Origin of the sequence: Micromonospora sp. NPDC023966 (assembly GCF_040639095.1) — a bacterium.
GTDB lineage: Bacteria > Actinomycetota > Actinomycetes > Mycobacteriales > Micromonosporaceae > Micromonospora.
Map to the genome: position 1 here is coordinate 23,625 of NZ_JBEZZJ010000042.1, position 14,615 is coordinate 38,239.

Consider the following 14,615-nt stretch of genomic DNA (forward strand, 5'->3'; position numbering starts at 1 on the left):
CCCGATCCGCCGTACCTCCACCGAGGCGCGGCCCGGTGCCGACCGGGTCGCGCCTCGGCGCGTTTCAGGCGGCTGGCTCAGGACGAGAGGGCCGCGTCGGCGAGGAACTCCCGCTCGGTTGGAGCTGCTGACCTACGACCCGGCGGAGGACGCTTTGGCTGTCGATTGCACGGCCGGCGCTGCGGAGATCAAGAGATTCAGGGCGGACGCTGTGCGACGGCTCGTCCATCCGGGCACGGTCCGAAGACCTGGGTGGTGATGAGCTGGTCAGAGCGGACGCCCTTTCGCGTCGCCCGACGTGGTCGTCTTACCAGCTCGCCAGACCTTCTTCCGCGCTCCGACACCCGAGGCTCGGATGCGCCGCGTCAGCCCATGTGCTGGTCGTCAGACGTCACGAACGTCCGCAGATGGTCAACCGCCGCAGAGAGCGCGTCCTGCAGGGGGCCGATGTCCCGGGCGACCTGCGCGAGGAGCATGCCGCCTTGATACGCCGCGAGGAACATGTCGGCGAGCCGCGCGGGGTCGGCGGACGCGTCGATGCGGCCGAGTTGCCGCATGCGATCGAGCCCGACGCGGAAGATCTCGCGCCACTGCGCGAACACCTCCGCGAGCCGGTCGTGCACGTCGAGATCGGTCTTGACGATCTCGCTCGCGAGCGAGCCGAGGCTGCAGCCGTCCTCGAACGGACGCCCCGAGAGGACGTAGAAGTCCGTCCAGTCCTGGAACGCCTCGACGGTGTCGAAGCTGGCAAACCGCTCGCTGCGATGGAAGCCGAGGACGCTGTCGGCATGCCAGTCGATGACCGCCAGGACGAGGCTCTTTTTGGTGGGGAAGTAGTGGCTCAGCTGCGATCCACTCACGCCTGCAGCGCGGCGGACGAGCTCGTTGTTGGTTGCGTGGACCCCTTTGCGGTAGATCAACGCGGCCGCGTGCTCCAGTATTCGCTCGCGCGTGGCCTGGCCCTTGGGAGTGAGCTTCTGGGCTGCATCCGCACCGTTGTTCACCTGCATGTCATCAACATTGCACAGACTGGGCTTGGCAACCCATTTTCGATGGTGTTCTTTCAGGGGAGTGGACGAAATCGTCCAGCAACGTCACGCGGAGGTTCGTCGCCATGTCTCGCCTGACTGCTCCCGCGTCCGCCGAGATCCCCGCTGTTCACCTGCATGTCATCAACGTAACACAGACTGGGCTTGACAGCCCATTTTCGATGGTGTTCACTCAAGCGAGTGGACGAAATCGTCCAGCAACGTCACACGGAGGTTCATCGCCATGTCTCGCCTGACCGCTCCCGCGCGCGCCGACATGGACGCGAAGACGCAGGGCGCCCTCGACGCCATCGCGAAGCAGTTCGGCTTCGCGCCCAACATGTTCACCACGCTCGCCGCGAACCCGACCGTGCTCGAGATCGTGATGGGCCTGCAGGGCAGCATCGCGAAGCTCCTGGACGCGAAGACGCGCCACACGATCGCCCTCGCGGTCTCTCAGTCGAACGGCTGCCACTACTGCCAGGCACTCCACGGTTTCATCTCGTCGAACCTCGGCGGTATGTCGGCGGAGGAGATTGAGCTCGCCCGCACGGGCACGTCCAGCGACCCGAAGCGCGCCGCCGTCGCGAAGTTCGCGCAGCACGTGATCGAGACGCGTGGCCAGGTCAGCGACGAGGACCTCGCAGCGATCCGCGAGGTCGGGTATATCGACCCGGAGATCCAGGCGATCGTCACGATCGTGGTCGTCACCCTGCTCACGAACTACCTCAACAACGTCAGCGACACCGTCGTCGACGTCCCCGGCGCCGACCACCAGTCGGCCTGACTTTCCTCTCCACCCGCCGTTCAAACAAAAGAAAGCACGATTTTGAATCTCGACAAGCTGATCACGAAGCACCTCACCCGCTACTTCGACCCGAGCAAGAGGATCCCGGAGGAGACGTTCCAGCAGCTGCTGCGTTACCTGCGCACCTCGCCGACGACGATCAACATCCAGCCGAACCGTTTCCACGTGCTGGAGACGCAGGATGGCAAGGACAAGCTCGCGGACGCACTGGTCGGCCGCTTCGCGGACAACGCGGAGAAGGTACGCAGCGCGTCGCACGCCATCATCTTCACGACGCGCAAGGACATCCCCGACACGCACCTGCAGGAGATCTTCGAGAAGGAGCGCGCCGACGGGCGCTTCGCCGACCCGGAGATCCAGAAGGGATGGGAGGCGGGCGCCTCCAACTTCGTGGAGATCCAGACGGAGAACTATGGCGGGGACGTGCTCCACTGGCTTGAGAAGAACACCTACCTCGTCGTCGGCGCCACGATGATGGCCGCCGCATCCCTCGGGGTGGACGCGACGCCGATGGAGGGCTTCGACCGCAAGACCGTGGACGCGGCCTTCGACCTGACCGACACCGACTACACGACCACGCTGCTTCTGGTGCTCGGCTACCCCGACGAGGCTCGGGTCTCCCGCCAGCCGGTCTCGCGGTTCGACGCGGAGAAGATCTTCACGCACATGTGACGGACGGGGCGGCCACCGGACCGCGGTGCCGGCCCTGTTCACTTCGACTCGGTTGCCCGGCGTCCGCACCTCTTCGACGGACGCCGGGCAATCGACCCCCTAAGGACTTCGAGGAGGTCAAGATGCAGATCGATAAGGCAGTGCAGGATCGAGCCGCGGCCCGCGCCGCCGAGCTTCCCGGCTCCGAGCACACACACCAGTTCACCGGCGACTGGGAGGTATGGAAAGTCGGCGGCAAGGTGTTCATGCTGCAGACGTCCATGCCCGGCGAGCCCGTCGTGATCCTGAAAGCGGATCCATCCGACGCGGAGGCGCTCCGCGCAGCTCACGCGAGCATCTCGCCCGGCTACCACATGAACAAGAAGCACTGGATCACGGTGCGGGCGGGTGCGGACGTCGAGCCCGCGCTTGTCGACAATCTCGTGACCGAGTCGTACCTCCTCGTCGTCGCCGGCCTGCCGAAGCAGAGCCGTCCCGTCGATCCCGCTTCGTTCCGCGTCCCGCCCTCCGCCGACGGATCACGCTGACGCCGACCGCGCACAGAGCACTGTTGCCCCTCATCCGAGCAGCGCCCGCACCGGCGCATGGCGCCCTTGCGTGGCCGGGCCGCAACGACGAGGACGCCCACGCCGGCCTCGTCGCCGCGATCGGCGCTGCGCTGCCGCGGGCGTCGTGGCAACGCTCATCCGTCAACATCGATGACGGCGGGATGGTCCCGCTGGTTCACCTCCGCCGCCGGGACCCTGGCAGCGTGACCCTCGAGGTCCAGCGGCAGACCTGTCCCTCCCGGCGGTGGCGGGCTTCGCACTGGCCAGTGGGAGTCGTGCCTCGAGCACCGGGATGAGCGTCCAGGGAAGCCGGCCGCGGGGTGACCGGACTCTCTCGACGGAGAGCGCATGCATGTCTTCGCTGAACAGGATCGCTGGACACCGTTGATGTTCGCTGGCATCGACTGGGGCGGCTCTGAGCATCAGCTGTGCGTCCTGGACGCCTCGGGCCGCAAGCTGGCCGAGGTTCGCTTGGGCCAGGACGTGGCGGGGCTTAGACACCCACCACCACGGCGATATCACCCAGCCCGTCCGGGACGATGCCGTGTTGCTGTTCAGCGGTCAAACATCGTCGGCCGTCTGGTCGGGAGTGGAGTGCGTCCGACAGGCCTTCGGAGTCCTGGGCGTCGCCTCGTACGGCGGTCAGTCAATGCTGACCCGGACCGGCTCGCCATCTGGGGCCTGGACGGTCAGAGTGGCCCGACCGCCGGCCAGGCTCACCTCACCCCGGTCCGCGCGTACCGGCCGGTCGGTGGCGAAGACCGCGACATCCTCGGTCTGGGTCGGCCGGAGCAGCACCTCCGAGCCGCTCCGGGCTACCAGTTCGCAACTGCTCTCCAGCAGCGTGGCCGGTCCGACGCGGATTCCGGCGGGCAGCATCAGCCCAGCGCGTGCGCTGATGCGCAGGCGCCGGCCGGCCAGTACCGGCTTGTCCCGGTGCCACAGGCCGAACTCGATCGCCGACGGCGCGACGTTGACCAGGTGAAGCAGCCGCTGGCCGGACCGGTCCACGGTCGAGGTGAGCAGCAGCCCGGGGTCGCCTGCGTCGTGCCGGAGCCGGGGCCGCACCCCGAGCCGGTCCAGCGCTGCTCGCCAGAAGTCCAGGTGGCACGGGTAGTCGGTGGCGATCACCACGGCCCGGCCGGCGCCCGCGGTCACCTCGGCGCCGCACGGTCGGCCGGAACCGACCTCGGTGAGCAGGCGTTCACCGGCCCCGGCCAGCAATTGGGCGTAACCGACCCGGACCTCGGCGCGGCCGGCCGCCCACTCGTGGCCCACCACCGACGGAAAGTAGTGTGGCCCGCCCTCCAGCCAGCCGTCCGGCCGCAGCCCGAGTGCGTCGGCCAGCAGGGTGCACGGCGTGCCGTCGTGGTCGCGGCTGGGCAGCGGTCCGTGCAGCAGCAGCCGGCCCCCGGCCCGCAGATGGTCGACCAGCCGCTGCTGGACGTCCGAACCGAGGGTGGGGGCGGTAGCCAGCACCAGCACCGGCGGCGTGCCGCCCGGCGCCTGTACTGCGCCGCCTGGGGCCTGCAGGTCCGCTGCGGGGAACGAGTAGCCGGCGAGCAGCAGCGCTCGCGCCAGCACGTCCCGCGCGCCCATGCCGCGGAACCGTTCCAGCTCGGCGACCTGCTTCGCCCGTTTGGTGGACGCCGGGTGGCGGTACTCGGTCAGGTAGTGGTCGGGAGCGAATCCGAGGGCGAACTCATCGTGTTCCTCGTCGCCGTCGGCGAGCAGGTCGGCCACCCCACGTACGGCGTGCAGTGCCCGCCTTGCCGCGGCGTACGTCGGGTTGAGCCGCCCCTGCGGGCCGATCGGAGCGGCGAAGCCGTGCCGCTCGCCGGTGAACGCGATCCGGTCGTTGCCGTCGCCGACTGGCTCGGCCAAAGGCGGGTTGTGGCCGCCGGCGAAGAGGTAGAGGTTGAGCAGCCGGTTGCCCTGCGCTACACAGAGCCGGGTTTTCAGGTCGATCCCCTCCGGCGGGTAGAGCGTCGACAGGTCCTCGTCGTAGTCGCCGTTGCCGGCCTCGAACTCCAGGCAGGTGAGCGGCTGGTCGTGGTCGTTTGCGGCGGCCAGGAAGGCGTTGGACACGTACAGGTCGGCGACGTTGCCGACGGTCAGGTCGCCGAGGTAGTAGTCCGAGCCGGAGGTGAGCTGCGGCTGCCCCCGGTACGCCTCGAGCAGTTGGCTGATCCCGATCGGGAAGGTGCGGCCCCGTCGTTCGGCGGTGCCGTGCACGTTGACCAGGAACGGCACGCCGGTCACCCCGTGCCGCTCGGCGCTGTGCCGTAGCGCCGTCACGTACCGGCGGTAGCGGTCGCGCATGTAGCGACCCAGGTCGTCGTGCAGCGCCAGCGACCGCTCCTCTGCCGGGGTGCGCAGGGCGGTCGACCACGCCGTCGGATCGGCCGGGTCGGCACCGATCCGCGCTGCGGCGGTGTCCTTGCCGTACCGCTGGACGGCCCAGCGGGCCAGGTCGCCGCAGAGGCCGTCGGTGAGGTCGGGGGAGTTGGTCACCCAGGACAGCATCCCGATCTCGTTGTCGAGTTGGACCGCCACGACCGGTCCGCCGCGCGGCGCGAGGCGCTGCGCGATCAGTGGCATCACCTGGGCGTACCAGCCGTCGGCTGCGGCGAGGAATTCGGGCGCAAGGTAGTCGATGGTGCGCGTGCTGATCGGCGCGCCGTCCCAGGTGGTGGGGAGCAGGTGCGGGTGCTCGTCGTACACGCGGTAGGGGATGCCCTCGTTCTTCAGCTCGGCCATGACGAACGGGCCGGGGCGGACCACGGCCCGCAGCCCGCGCTGGTGCGCGAGGTCGAGGAATCCGGCCAGGTCGCGCTGCTCGTGGGTACGCCCGGTCAGGTCGACCGAGCCGTCCGGCAGTTCGTGCCAGAGCCAGGGCACGTAGGTGGCGACGGTGTCGCCGCCGCAGTCCTGGAGCTGGTCGAGCCGGTCTGCCCAGTCGGCCCGGGCGAGGCGGAAGTAGTGCACCTCACCGGCGAGCAGCAGCTCGGGCCGGCCGTCGACGAGGATCCGGCGATCCCGCAGTAGTACTTCTGGCATGTGGGGCAGGGCTCCCTACGCAGGAGATTGTGGACCGAGGGTTGTGAAGTTCGTCCTGGCTGCCTATGGTCGCCTGAAACCGGTTTCTGTGATGCACGTTACGGATCGAGGAAGCGATGGGCAACAGCCGCATGAACGTTCGCGAGATCGCCAAGCTCGCCGGCGTCTCGGTGGCCACCGTCTCCCGGGTCTCCAACGGCACCGGACAGGTCTCCGAGGAGATGCGCCGCCGGGTGCTGGAGGCGATCGAGAAGCACGGATACCGGCCCGACCACCTCGGTCGGGCCCTGGCCGCCGGCCGGCACGGCGCCCTCGGCCTGGTCTTCCCCGGCTTGTCCGGCCCTTACTTCACGGACCTGATCCAGGGCTTCGAGTCCGAGGCGGTGCCGTCCCGGGCCAGCGTGCACATCCTCTGCACGCACCTGCGTTCCGACTCCGACGACCAGGTGCTGGAGATGGGCCGCCGGGTGGACGGCGTCGCCGTCATGGGCGGCACCATCTCCGACGAGGCGCTGCTCCAGCTCGCCAGGATGGTCCCCGTGGTGGTGGTTGCCGGAGAGGGACCCGGCGACATCCTTTCGGTACGCGCCGACAACGGCGGCAGCATGCTGGCGCTCACCCGACACCTGCTCGCCGACCACGACCTACGCGAACTGGTCTTCGTCGGCAACCCGGCAGGCTCGCCCGACGTCAGCGAACGCTGGACCGCCTTCCGGCGGGCGCACCATGACCTCGGCGTCGAACCGCCCGCAGAGCCGGTTGCGGTCAGCATGCAGCAGGCCGACGGGGTGCTCGCCGCCGACCAGTTGCTGGCCGGGGGTACGCCCCGGCCCGCCGGGGTGGTCTGCGCCAACGACGAGATCGCCCTCGGTGTGCTGGTCGGCGCGCTCGGCCGGGGCCTGCGAGTGCCGCAGGACCTGGTCATCACCGGCTTCGACGATATGCCGGCCGCCGCCCTCGTCACCCCCTCCCTCACCACGGTCCGGCAACCCGTACGCGAGCTCGCCGCCGAGGCGGCCAGGCTGATCCTGCATGCCGCCGACCAGCCCGGCAACGCCTCCGCGGGCAGTCTCGTGCTGCCCACCGAACTCGTCCTGCGCAGCAGTTGCGGCTGCCCGGCACCACCGACTGGAGGTACCGGCAGCTGAACCAGGTCCCACCACCAACCCCTGGAGGTACGACATGAGAAGTAGGCGGTTAGCCGCCGCGGCCGCGGTCGCCTTGGCCGCGTCGGTCGCGCTGGCCGGTTGCGGCCGTGACTCGGGCGGCAGCCAGGAAGAGGCGAAGTCCGTCGGCGCAGGCAAGGCGAGCGGGGACATCACCGTCTGGGCGATGGGCACCGAAGGTGAGAAGCTCGCCGAGTTCGCCAAGGAGTTCTCCACCGAGAACCCCGACGCCAAGGTCTCCGTGACGGCGGTGCCCTGGGACGCGGCGCACCAGAAGATCGCAAGCGCGATCGCCGCGAAGCAGACGCCGGACGTGTCGATGATCGGTACCACCTGGCAGGGCGAGTTCGCCAAGTCCGGTGCGCTCGATCCGACCCCGCCGGACCTGATCAAGAAAGAGGACTTCTTCCCCGGCGCCTGGGACACCACGATCGTCGACAACACCTCGTACGGCGTCCCGTGGTACGTCGAGACCCGGCTGATCTACTACCGCAAGGACATGGCCGCCAAGGCCGGGTTCCCGGACGGCCCGAAGACGTGGGACGACCTCAAGGCCATGGCCAAGGGCATGAAGGAAAAGGCCGGCGCCAAGTGGGGCCTCAACCTCCAGCCCGGCAAGACCGGCAGTTGGCAGTCGGTCATGCCGTTCGCCTGGTCCAACGGCGCCGACGTGGCCAGCGCAGACAAGCTGAACTTCGACTCCCCGGAGATGACCGAGGCGCTCAGCTACTACCAGTCCTTCTTCAAAGAAGGCCTGTCCCCGACGGCGCTGCCGGATGGCTCGCTCGAGCCCGGCTTCGTCAAGGGTGAGATCGGCGCGTTCATCTCCGGCCCATGGCACATGGGCATCGTCGAGGAGCAGGGCGGCGCCGGCTTCAGGGACAAGTACGCGGTCGCGCAGATGCCGATGAAGAAGTCGTCGACCTCGTTCATCGGCGGCAGCAATCTCGCGGTCTTCAAGGACGCCAAGAACCGTGACGGCGCCTGGAAGTTCGTGCAGTGGCTGAGCAAGCCCGAGGTGCAGGTCAAGTGGTACCAGGCGGTCAAGGACCTGCCCGCGGTGCAGTCGGCCTGGAACGACTCGACGCTCTCCGGCGACACCTTCCTGGCCACGTTCGGCCAGCAGCTCAAGAGCGCCAAGGCGCCGCCGGCGATCACGACCTGGGAGCAGATCGCGGCCGCGTTCGACCTCGAGGTCGAGAAGCTGTGCAAGCAGAACGCGGACCCGGCCGCGACCGCCAAGGCGATCCAGGACAAGGCGAGCGCCATCGGGACCGGGAGCTGACATGGCCGACGCCTCCGCGGCGACGGCACCGGCGCGACCGGTCGGGGCGACCAGCCTCGACCGGCCCGCCGGGTCGGTCCGGCGGCGTCAACGCCTGAGGCGGGCGCTGACCGGCTGGGCCTTCTCCGCGCCGTTCACCGTGCTGTTCACCGTGTTCATGGCGCTGCCGGTGGTGGTCTCGCTTGCCATGAGCTTCACCGACCTGCGCTCCACCGACCTGCGTAACCCGCTGGCCGTCAACGTCGTCGGCATCGACAACTACACGCGCCTGTTCTCCGATCAGCTGTTCCTGCGGTCGTCGGTCAACACGCTCGTGTTCGTCGTCGTCGGGGTGCCGCTGACGATGGTGCTGGCCCTGGCCGCCGCGACGGCGCTCAACTCCGGGTTCGTACGCTTCCGCGCGCTGTTCCGGGTCGGATTCTACCTGCCGGTCGTGGCCAGCATCGTGGCGCTCTCAGTGGTCTGGCGCTTTCTGCTCGACCCGGAGGTCGGGCTGGTCAACAACCTGTTGCGACTGGTCGGGATCGACGGGCCGAACTGGCTGTACGACAGCAAGCTCGCGCTGCCGTCGCTGATCGTCATGGCGGCGTGGCGCAACTTCGGCTTCCTGATGGTGATCTTCCTGGCCGGACTCCAGGCGGTGCCGGCCGACCTCTACGAGGCGGCGACGCTCGACGGCGCGACGCGGTGGCAGCAGTTCCGCAACGTCACCCTGCCGATGCTGCGGCCGACGCTGCTCTTCGGCGGGGTGGTCACCGGCATCGGCTATCTCCAGTTCTTCGAGGAACCGCTTGTCATGACGCAGGGCGGCCCGCTCTCCTCGACGCTGTCGGTGTCGTTCCACATCTACAACCAGTTCGGCTTCGGCAACTACGGCTACGCGGCCGCCGGCAGCTACGTGCTTTTCCTGGCGATCGTGGCGCTGTCGGTCGTGCAGTTCCGCCTGCTGGGGGAGAGGAACTGACGATGGCCGCGAAGGACACCGCCCTGCGTACCCGCGACCGGGTCGCGAAGACCGTGCTTTACGTCGTCCTGCTTCTCGGACTGCTCGCCGTGGCCGGACCATTCGTCTGGATGGCCCTCTCGTCGCTCAAGCCGGAGCGGGAGATCCGCGACGTGCCGCCGACCTGGTGGCCCGAGACGGTCACGCTCGACAACTTCCGTGGGCTGTTCTCCCGGCTCGACTTCCCGCTCTACTTCTTCAACTCGGCACTGGTCGCGACCCTGGTCATGGTCGGCAACCTGCTGTTCTGCTCGCTCGTCGGGTACGCGTTGGCCAAGCTGCGGTACCCCGGCAAGCGGGCGCTCTTCTTGGCCGTGCTCGGCATGCTCATGGTGCCCGGCATGGTGACCTTCGTCCCGCAGTTCGTGCTGGTCAGCAACATGGGCCTGACCAACACGTACGCCGGCCTGATCCTGCCGTTCCTCGTCGGACCGTTCGGCGTGTTCCTCATGCGGCAGTTTCTCCAGTCGATCCCCGACGAGCTCATCGAGGCGGCCCGGGTCGACGGCGCCGGCGAGTTCCGGATCTTCTGGCGGGTGGTGCTGCCACTGTGCAGGCCGGCACTTGCCACCCTCGGGATCCTCACGTTCCTCGCGTCCTGGAACAACTTCCTGTGGCCCCTCGTGGTCGCCACGACGGAGGACAAGTACACGTTGCCGGTCGCCCTCGCGCTCTACAGCGTCGGCGAGAACGAACGCAACTACGGCCTGCTCCTCGCCGGCGCGGTCGTCGTCGTGCTCCCGGTGCTTCTCGTGTTCCTGGTCCTCCAGCGGCACTTCCTGCGCGGCATCGCGACCACCGGAATCAAGTGATCAATCCCCCCCAACCAGACAAGGAGAGCCATGCGACGCCTTCTCGCACCGCTCCTCGCGCTGGCGCTCGTGCTGACAGGCGGCTCGGCCGCCAGCGCGGCACCCGACGAGCGCGGCCCCGACCGGGCCCTGCTCCGCTACGCCACAGACACATGGCGGTCGATGACCGCCATGACCGACCCCGGCACCGGCCTCATCGCCGACAACATCACCGGCGACCTCGCCGCCGACGGCCGCGCCACCTACACGTCCCCCACCAACATCGGCGGCTACATGTGGTCCGCGGTGGTCGCCAGCAAGCTCGGCATCATCTCGCGTCCGGAAGCCCGCGAACGGATGGCCAAGGCCCTCGACACGCTCGCCCGGCTCAAGCACCACACCCCGTCGGGCATGTACTACAACTGGTACGACCCGCGGAACGGATCAGTCGTCACGGTCTGGCCCGACAACGGCGACACCGTCTACCCGTTTCTGTCCAGCGTGGACAACGGCTGGCTCGCCGCCGCGCTGAACGTGGTCAAGGGCGCCGTGCCGGAACTGCGCGGCAAGGCCGACGCGATCCTGCGGAAGATGAACTTCGGCTTCTACTACAACCCGACGGCGACGACCCCGTTCGGGGCCAGCGGCCTGATCGCCGGCGGCTTCTGGGACGCGCCACCCCCGGGATGCTCGCGGCAGCGCGACGGCGTCTGGTTCACCTGCAACCATTACGACATCACGGTCACCGAACCGCGCATAGCGACGTACCTCGGCATCGCGATGGGCCAGATCCCGCCGAAGGCCTACTACAACACCATGCGCACCCTGCCAGCCACCTGCGACTGGAGCTGGCACGAGATGCAGCCCGTCGGCTTCGACACCACCCACGAGGGCGTTGCGGTGTACGAGGGCGCGTACCGGTACCGCGGCATCCAGTTCGTACCCAGCTGGGGTGGCGACATGTTCGAGGCCCTGATGCCCGACCTGTTCGTGCCCGAAGCGAGGTGGGCGCCCAACAGTTGGGGCCGCAACCATCCCGCGACGGTCGCCGGCCAGATCGAGCACGGGATGAATGACGCCAGGTACGGCTACTGGGGTTTCTCCCCGGCCAGCGACCCGGCCGGCGGTTACATGGCCTGGGGTGTCGACGCGATGGGCATGGACACCGACGGCTACCCGTCCGACGTTCAGCGCTCGAAGTATGACGCGGGATTCGGCGACTGCCGCCCGGCCGGCCCGGACCCCAACTACGGCGACGGCGTGGTGACCCCGCACGCGGCGTTCCTCGCTCTCCCGTACGCCAAGGCAGCGGTCGTCGACAACCTCGCCCGGCTCAAGGCCAACTTCGACTCGTACGGCCCCGGCGGCTTCTACGACGCGATCGCGGTCGGCAGCGGCGCCGTCGCCAAGCGTTACCTGTCGCTCGACCAGGCCATGATCATGGGTGCGCTCGGCAACGAACTCGCCAACGATCTCGTCCGCCGCGCGTTCGTCTCGCCGGAGTTCGAACGCCGGATCCGTCCACTGATCGCGAAGGAGACGTTCAACGTGCCGGCCAACCAGAACCTTCCGCAGCTGCGCGAAGCCGCTTCATGACATGAGCGACATCGCGACGCAGGCGCCCGCCCGTTCACCCGGCGGCGCCGCCGCAGCTGGTTCATCCCGTTGATCAGGGAGGTAGGGCCCTCGGCCGCCCGCTGAGGGCCCTACTTCCCTGATCGAGCACGATCTTGCGCCGTGGTGCGAGCCCGCGGAACCGCGCGGCCGCAGACACATCCCGGCGTCGGTGGGACGGCGCCGGCCGGGGAAGACCTGCCTCAGGCCTCGCAGACCTGGACCAGCACCGCCCCGGGCTGCGGCACGTCCAGCTCGATCACCGCGGACCCGGCCTCGGCAGCCGGCTGCACCTTCTCCACCGGCAGTTGGTCGGCGGCACGCAACGCGACCCACTGCTCGTCCGTCGGCCACTCGGCAACCCCCAGCCGGTCGGCGAGGGTGGTGATATCACCATGCTCCCGGTCGAGCCGAGAAACCAGGGCGGGCCGGCCGGCCGCGCCGTCGATCACCAACCGGATCCGCCGGGCCAGCGCCGGGTCCCCGTCCCGCTTGTCCTGGTCGAGGGTGGCCACCCAGACCAGGATCGCCAGGCTGCCGTCGGCGCGCCGGCTGGCCCAGGTCTGCACCAAGCCGTCGGCACCGTCGCCGGCGGCCCGTACCGGCAGTTCGACCTCGCCGAGCTGGGCGAGCATCCGCAGGGCGTGGTAGCGCGGCTTGGCGATGCCGCCGACGGTGAGCAGGCCGAACCCGCCGTGCAGCAGCCTCGGCGGCCGGCCGAGTTCCTCGAAGTGGTCGCTGGCTACCCAGTAGGACAGCGCGTCGACCCTGCCGGCGGCCGACCGCATGCCGGTGAGCAGGAAGGTGCCGGCCGAAATGCCGTCGTTGACCGGGTGGAAGTGGGTGGGGGTGACGCCCCACTCGGTCCACAGGATCCGCGCATCGGGGAAGCCGAGGCGGGCCAGGGTGGGCCGCAGGTCCAGCGGCGGGCTACCGTACGTGTGGGTGGAGACAAAGTCCACCGGTGCCCCGGACCGCACGGCATGCTCCAGCAGCGCGTCCACCCAGCCGGCGGCAGCCGACGAGGGTCCACCGACCGGGATCCGCGGGTCGACGTCCTTGACCGCGCGGGCGGTCACGTCGTACAGCCGCATCCATTCATCGCGGCTACCGGTCCAGAAGACCTCCAGATTGGCCTCGTTCCACACCTCGAAGTCCCAACCGAGCACCTGCTCGCCGTACCGGTCCAGCAGGTGGGCCACCAGCGCCCGAACCAGCCCGGACCACCGGTCCCAGTCGCGCGGCGGGGAGATGATGCCGCGGTAGGTGAAGACGGTGCGGTCCGGGTCGCTGGCCAAGTCGCGGGGCATGAACCCGATCTCCACCACCGGCGTCATTCCGATGCCCAGGAGCAGGTCGTAGATCTGGTCCACCCGGCTGAAGTCGTACACCGGCTCGCCGTCGACCTCGCGATAGACGCCGAGGTCGTCGTGCAGGATCGAGTGCGCCCGCACGGTGCTCACGCCGATCTCCTCGCGTACCCGGCGCAGCGCGGCCAGCAGTTCGGTGCTGATCTCCCGGCCGCCGGAGTGTTCCCGGCAGAGCAGTTGGGACAGTCGCTCGCTGCCGATCATCAGCTGCCAGGGCCGGTGCAGGGTGGTGCCCGCGGCGTCCGCGTCGAGGCGCAGCGTGACGGTGGGCGGTTCAGCGGCGGCCGGCAGGGCGGCCGCCGGGACTGGGTCGCTCAGCGCGCCTGTCACGGTCACCTCGGGTACGGCGGCCACAGCGTACGCGTACCGCTCGCCCGGGGTGCCGGTGGTGTCGACGTACCAGGAGTCTGGAACGGAGAGCACGTCTCCGCCGAGGTGATCCACCGGGGTGAACGGCCCGGACACCCGGTCGCCGTCCAGCGTTGCACGATGCACCAGGTAGCCGACCGCGCCGTCGACGGGCTCCCAGGAAAGGCGGACGTGTCCGTGGCCGGAGGTGACGGTGAGCCCGGCCGGCGGTGGCAGGTCGGGTAGAGCGGCCGTGCCGCCCTCATCGCTGCGCCGAGCGAGCCGGGCTTCCCAATCGGTCCGGGCGTCGGACGGCTCGGGTCCGCTGGCGTTCGTCACCGGGTACCTCCTGACGGTCGTGTTTGAGCCGGTTTCGAGGACTGTAACCGGTTACCGTCGGTCGTGCGATCCGCTGTCGGCGGCGGCTGACTCGCGCTGCGCACCGGGTAGCAGACAGGAACGCCACCCGGGACTCGGTCCCTCGCAGCCCCTCGACCACGGCGGGCTGGAGCGCCAGCGGTCGCGAGAGGCCGACGTTAAGAGCGGCCGGCAACAAGGGCCGCCGATCGAAGAGCATCAGGTGCTCGGTCAGATTCAGACGGCGACCCGGGATCGGGGCCGGTGCCCTGTTGAGGCTCGGCGCGACCCACACCGCGACCATGGACAGAGCCGCAGCATGCGCCATCGGGCGATGTGGCGCGGTGGCGTCCGGTAGCTGACTCCGAAATGCAGGCGATTGCCCCATCGGTGCTGCCGCCGAGCCGGAGGGCGACGAGTCTCTCCTCGCAGACGGCATGACGCTGCCGCCCAGGCCGTGCTGGCCAGGTTCGGACATCGCCTCGATCACAGCGTCGCTCCGTCGCAGTTGGACGGTGTTGGTGTGAAACCGGAGTTCGAGACGCGCGGCCTTGACGGAAGGTCA

At 69.1% G+C, this 14,615-nt stretch carries 11 protein-coding genes; 8 read left to right on the top strand and 3 right to left on the bottom strand.

What is annotated here, in order from left to right:
* Nucleotides 1–365: 365 nt before the first annotated feature.
* Nucleotides 366–1,010, bottom strand: coding sequence for a TetR family transcriptional regulator C-terminal domain-containing protein (locus AB0F68_RS31360; protein ID WP_357344794.1), 645 nt, complete (start codon nt 1,008–1,010; stop codon nt 366–368).
* Between the two features lie 262 nt (nt 1,011–1,272).
* On the opposite strand from AB0F68_RS31360, the gene AB0F68_RS31365 reads away from it, so the two are divergent.
* The 3 genes from AB0F68_RS31365 (at nt 1,273) to AB0F68_RS31375 (ending at nt 3,035) form a co-directional block, all read left to right on the top strand.
* On the top strand, nt 1,273–1,815 hold the full coding sequence (locus AB0F68_RS31365; protein WP_357344796.1) for a carboxymuconolactone decarboxylase family protein: 543 nt from the start codon (nt 1,273–1,275) through the stop codon (nt 1,813–1,815).
* A 42-nt stretch (nt 1,816–1,857) separates the two neighbouring features.
* Nucleotides 1,858–2,508 carry a nitroreductase family protein gene (locus AB0F68_RS31370; protein WP_357344798.1) on the top strand — a complete coding sequence of 217 codons (651 nt, stop codon included), beginning with the start codon at nt 1,858–1,860 and terminating at the stop codon, nt 2,506–2,508.
* A gap of 122 nt (nt 2,509–2,630) precedes the next feature.
* Nucleotides 2,631–3,035: an MmcQ/YjbR family DNA-binding protein gene (locus AB0F68_RS31375; RefSeq protein ID WP_357344800.1), complete on the top strand. Its 405-nt coding sequence runs from the start codon at nt 2,631–2,633 to the stop codon at nt 3,033–3,035.
* Between the two features lie 663 nt (nt 3,036–3,698).
* Here AB0F68_RS31375 and AB0F68_RS31380 read toward each other — a convergent pair.
* Nucleotides 3,699–6,116 (bottom strand): beta-galactosidase, encoded by a 2,418-nt coding sequence (locus AB0F68_RS31380; RefSeq protein ID WP_357344802.1) that lies wholly within the window; start codon nt 6,114–6,116, stop codon nt 3,699–3,701.
* 116 nt (nt 6,117–6,232) lie between these two features.
* On the opposite strand from AB0F68_RS31380, the gene AB0F68_RS31385 reads away from it, so the two are divergent.
* Genes AB0F68_RS31385 through AB0F68_RS31405 form a run of 5 tightly spaced genes read left to right on the top strand, consistent with a single transcriptional unit; the run spans nt 6,233 to nt 11,957 of the window.
* Nucleotides 6,233–7,264: a LacI family DNA-binding transcriptional regulator gene (locus tag AB0F68_RS31385; protein ID WP_357344804.1), complete on the top strand. Its 1,032-nt coding sequence runs from the start codon at nt 6,233–6,235 to the stop codon at nt 7,262–7,264.
* A 34-nt stretch (nt 7,265–7,298) separates the two neighbouring features.
* Complete coding sequence (locus tag AB0F68_RS31390; RefSeq protein WP_357344806.1) at nt 7,299–8,567, top strand: sugar ABC transporter substrate-binding protein; 1,269 nt, start codon at nt 7,299–7,301, stop codon at nt 8,565–8,567.
* A gap of 1 nt (nt 8,568) precedes the next feature.
* The gene (locus AB0F68_RS31395) at nt 8,569–9,531 is read left to right on the top strand and encodes a sugar ABC transporter permease (RefSeq protein WP_357344808.1); all 963 of its coding nucleotides are present in this window, start codon (nt 8,569–8,571) and stop codon (nt 9,529–9,531) included.
* 2 nt (nt 9,532–9,533) lie between these two features.
* The gene (locus AB0F68_RS31400; RefSeq protein ID WP_357344810.1) at nt 9,534–10,382 is read left to right on the top strand and encodes a carbohydrate ABC transporter permease; all 849 of its coding nucleotides are present in this window, start codon (nt 9,534–9,536) and stop codon (nt 10,380–10,382) included.
* A gap of 30 nt (nt 10,383–10,412) precedes the next feature.
* The gene (locus tag AB0F68_RS31405) at nt 10,413–11,957 is read left to right on the top strand and encodes a glucoamylase family protein (RefSeq protein ID WP_357344812.1); all 1,545 of its coding nucleotides are present in this window, start codon (nt 10,413–10,415) and stop codon (nt 11,955–11,957) included.
* A 221-nt stretch (nt 11,958–12,178) separates the two neighbouring features.
* Here AB0F68_RS31405 and AB0F68_RS31410 read toward each other — a convergent pair whose 3' ends face one another.
* Nucleotides 12,179–14,032, bottom strand: coding sequence for a xylan 1,4-beta-xylosidase (locus AB0F68_RS31410; protein ID WP_357344815.1), 1,854 nt, complete (start codon nt 14,030–14,032; stop codon nt 12,179–12,181).
* Nucleotides 14,033–14,615 lie beyond the last annotated feature (583 nt).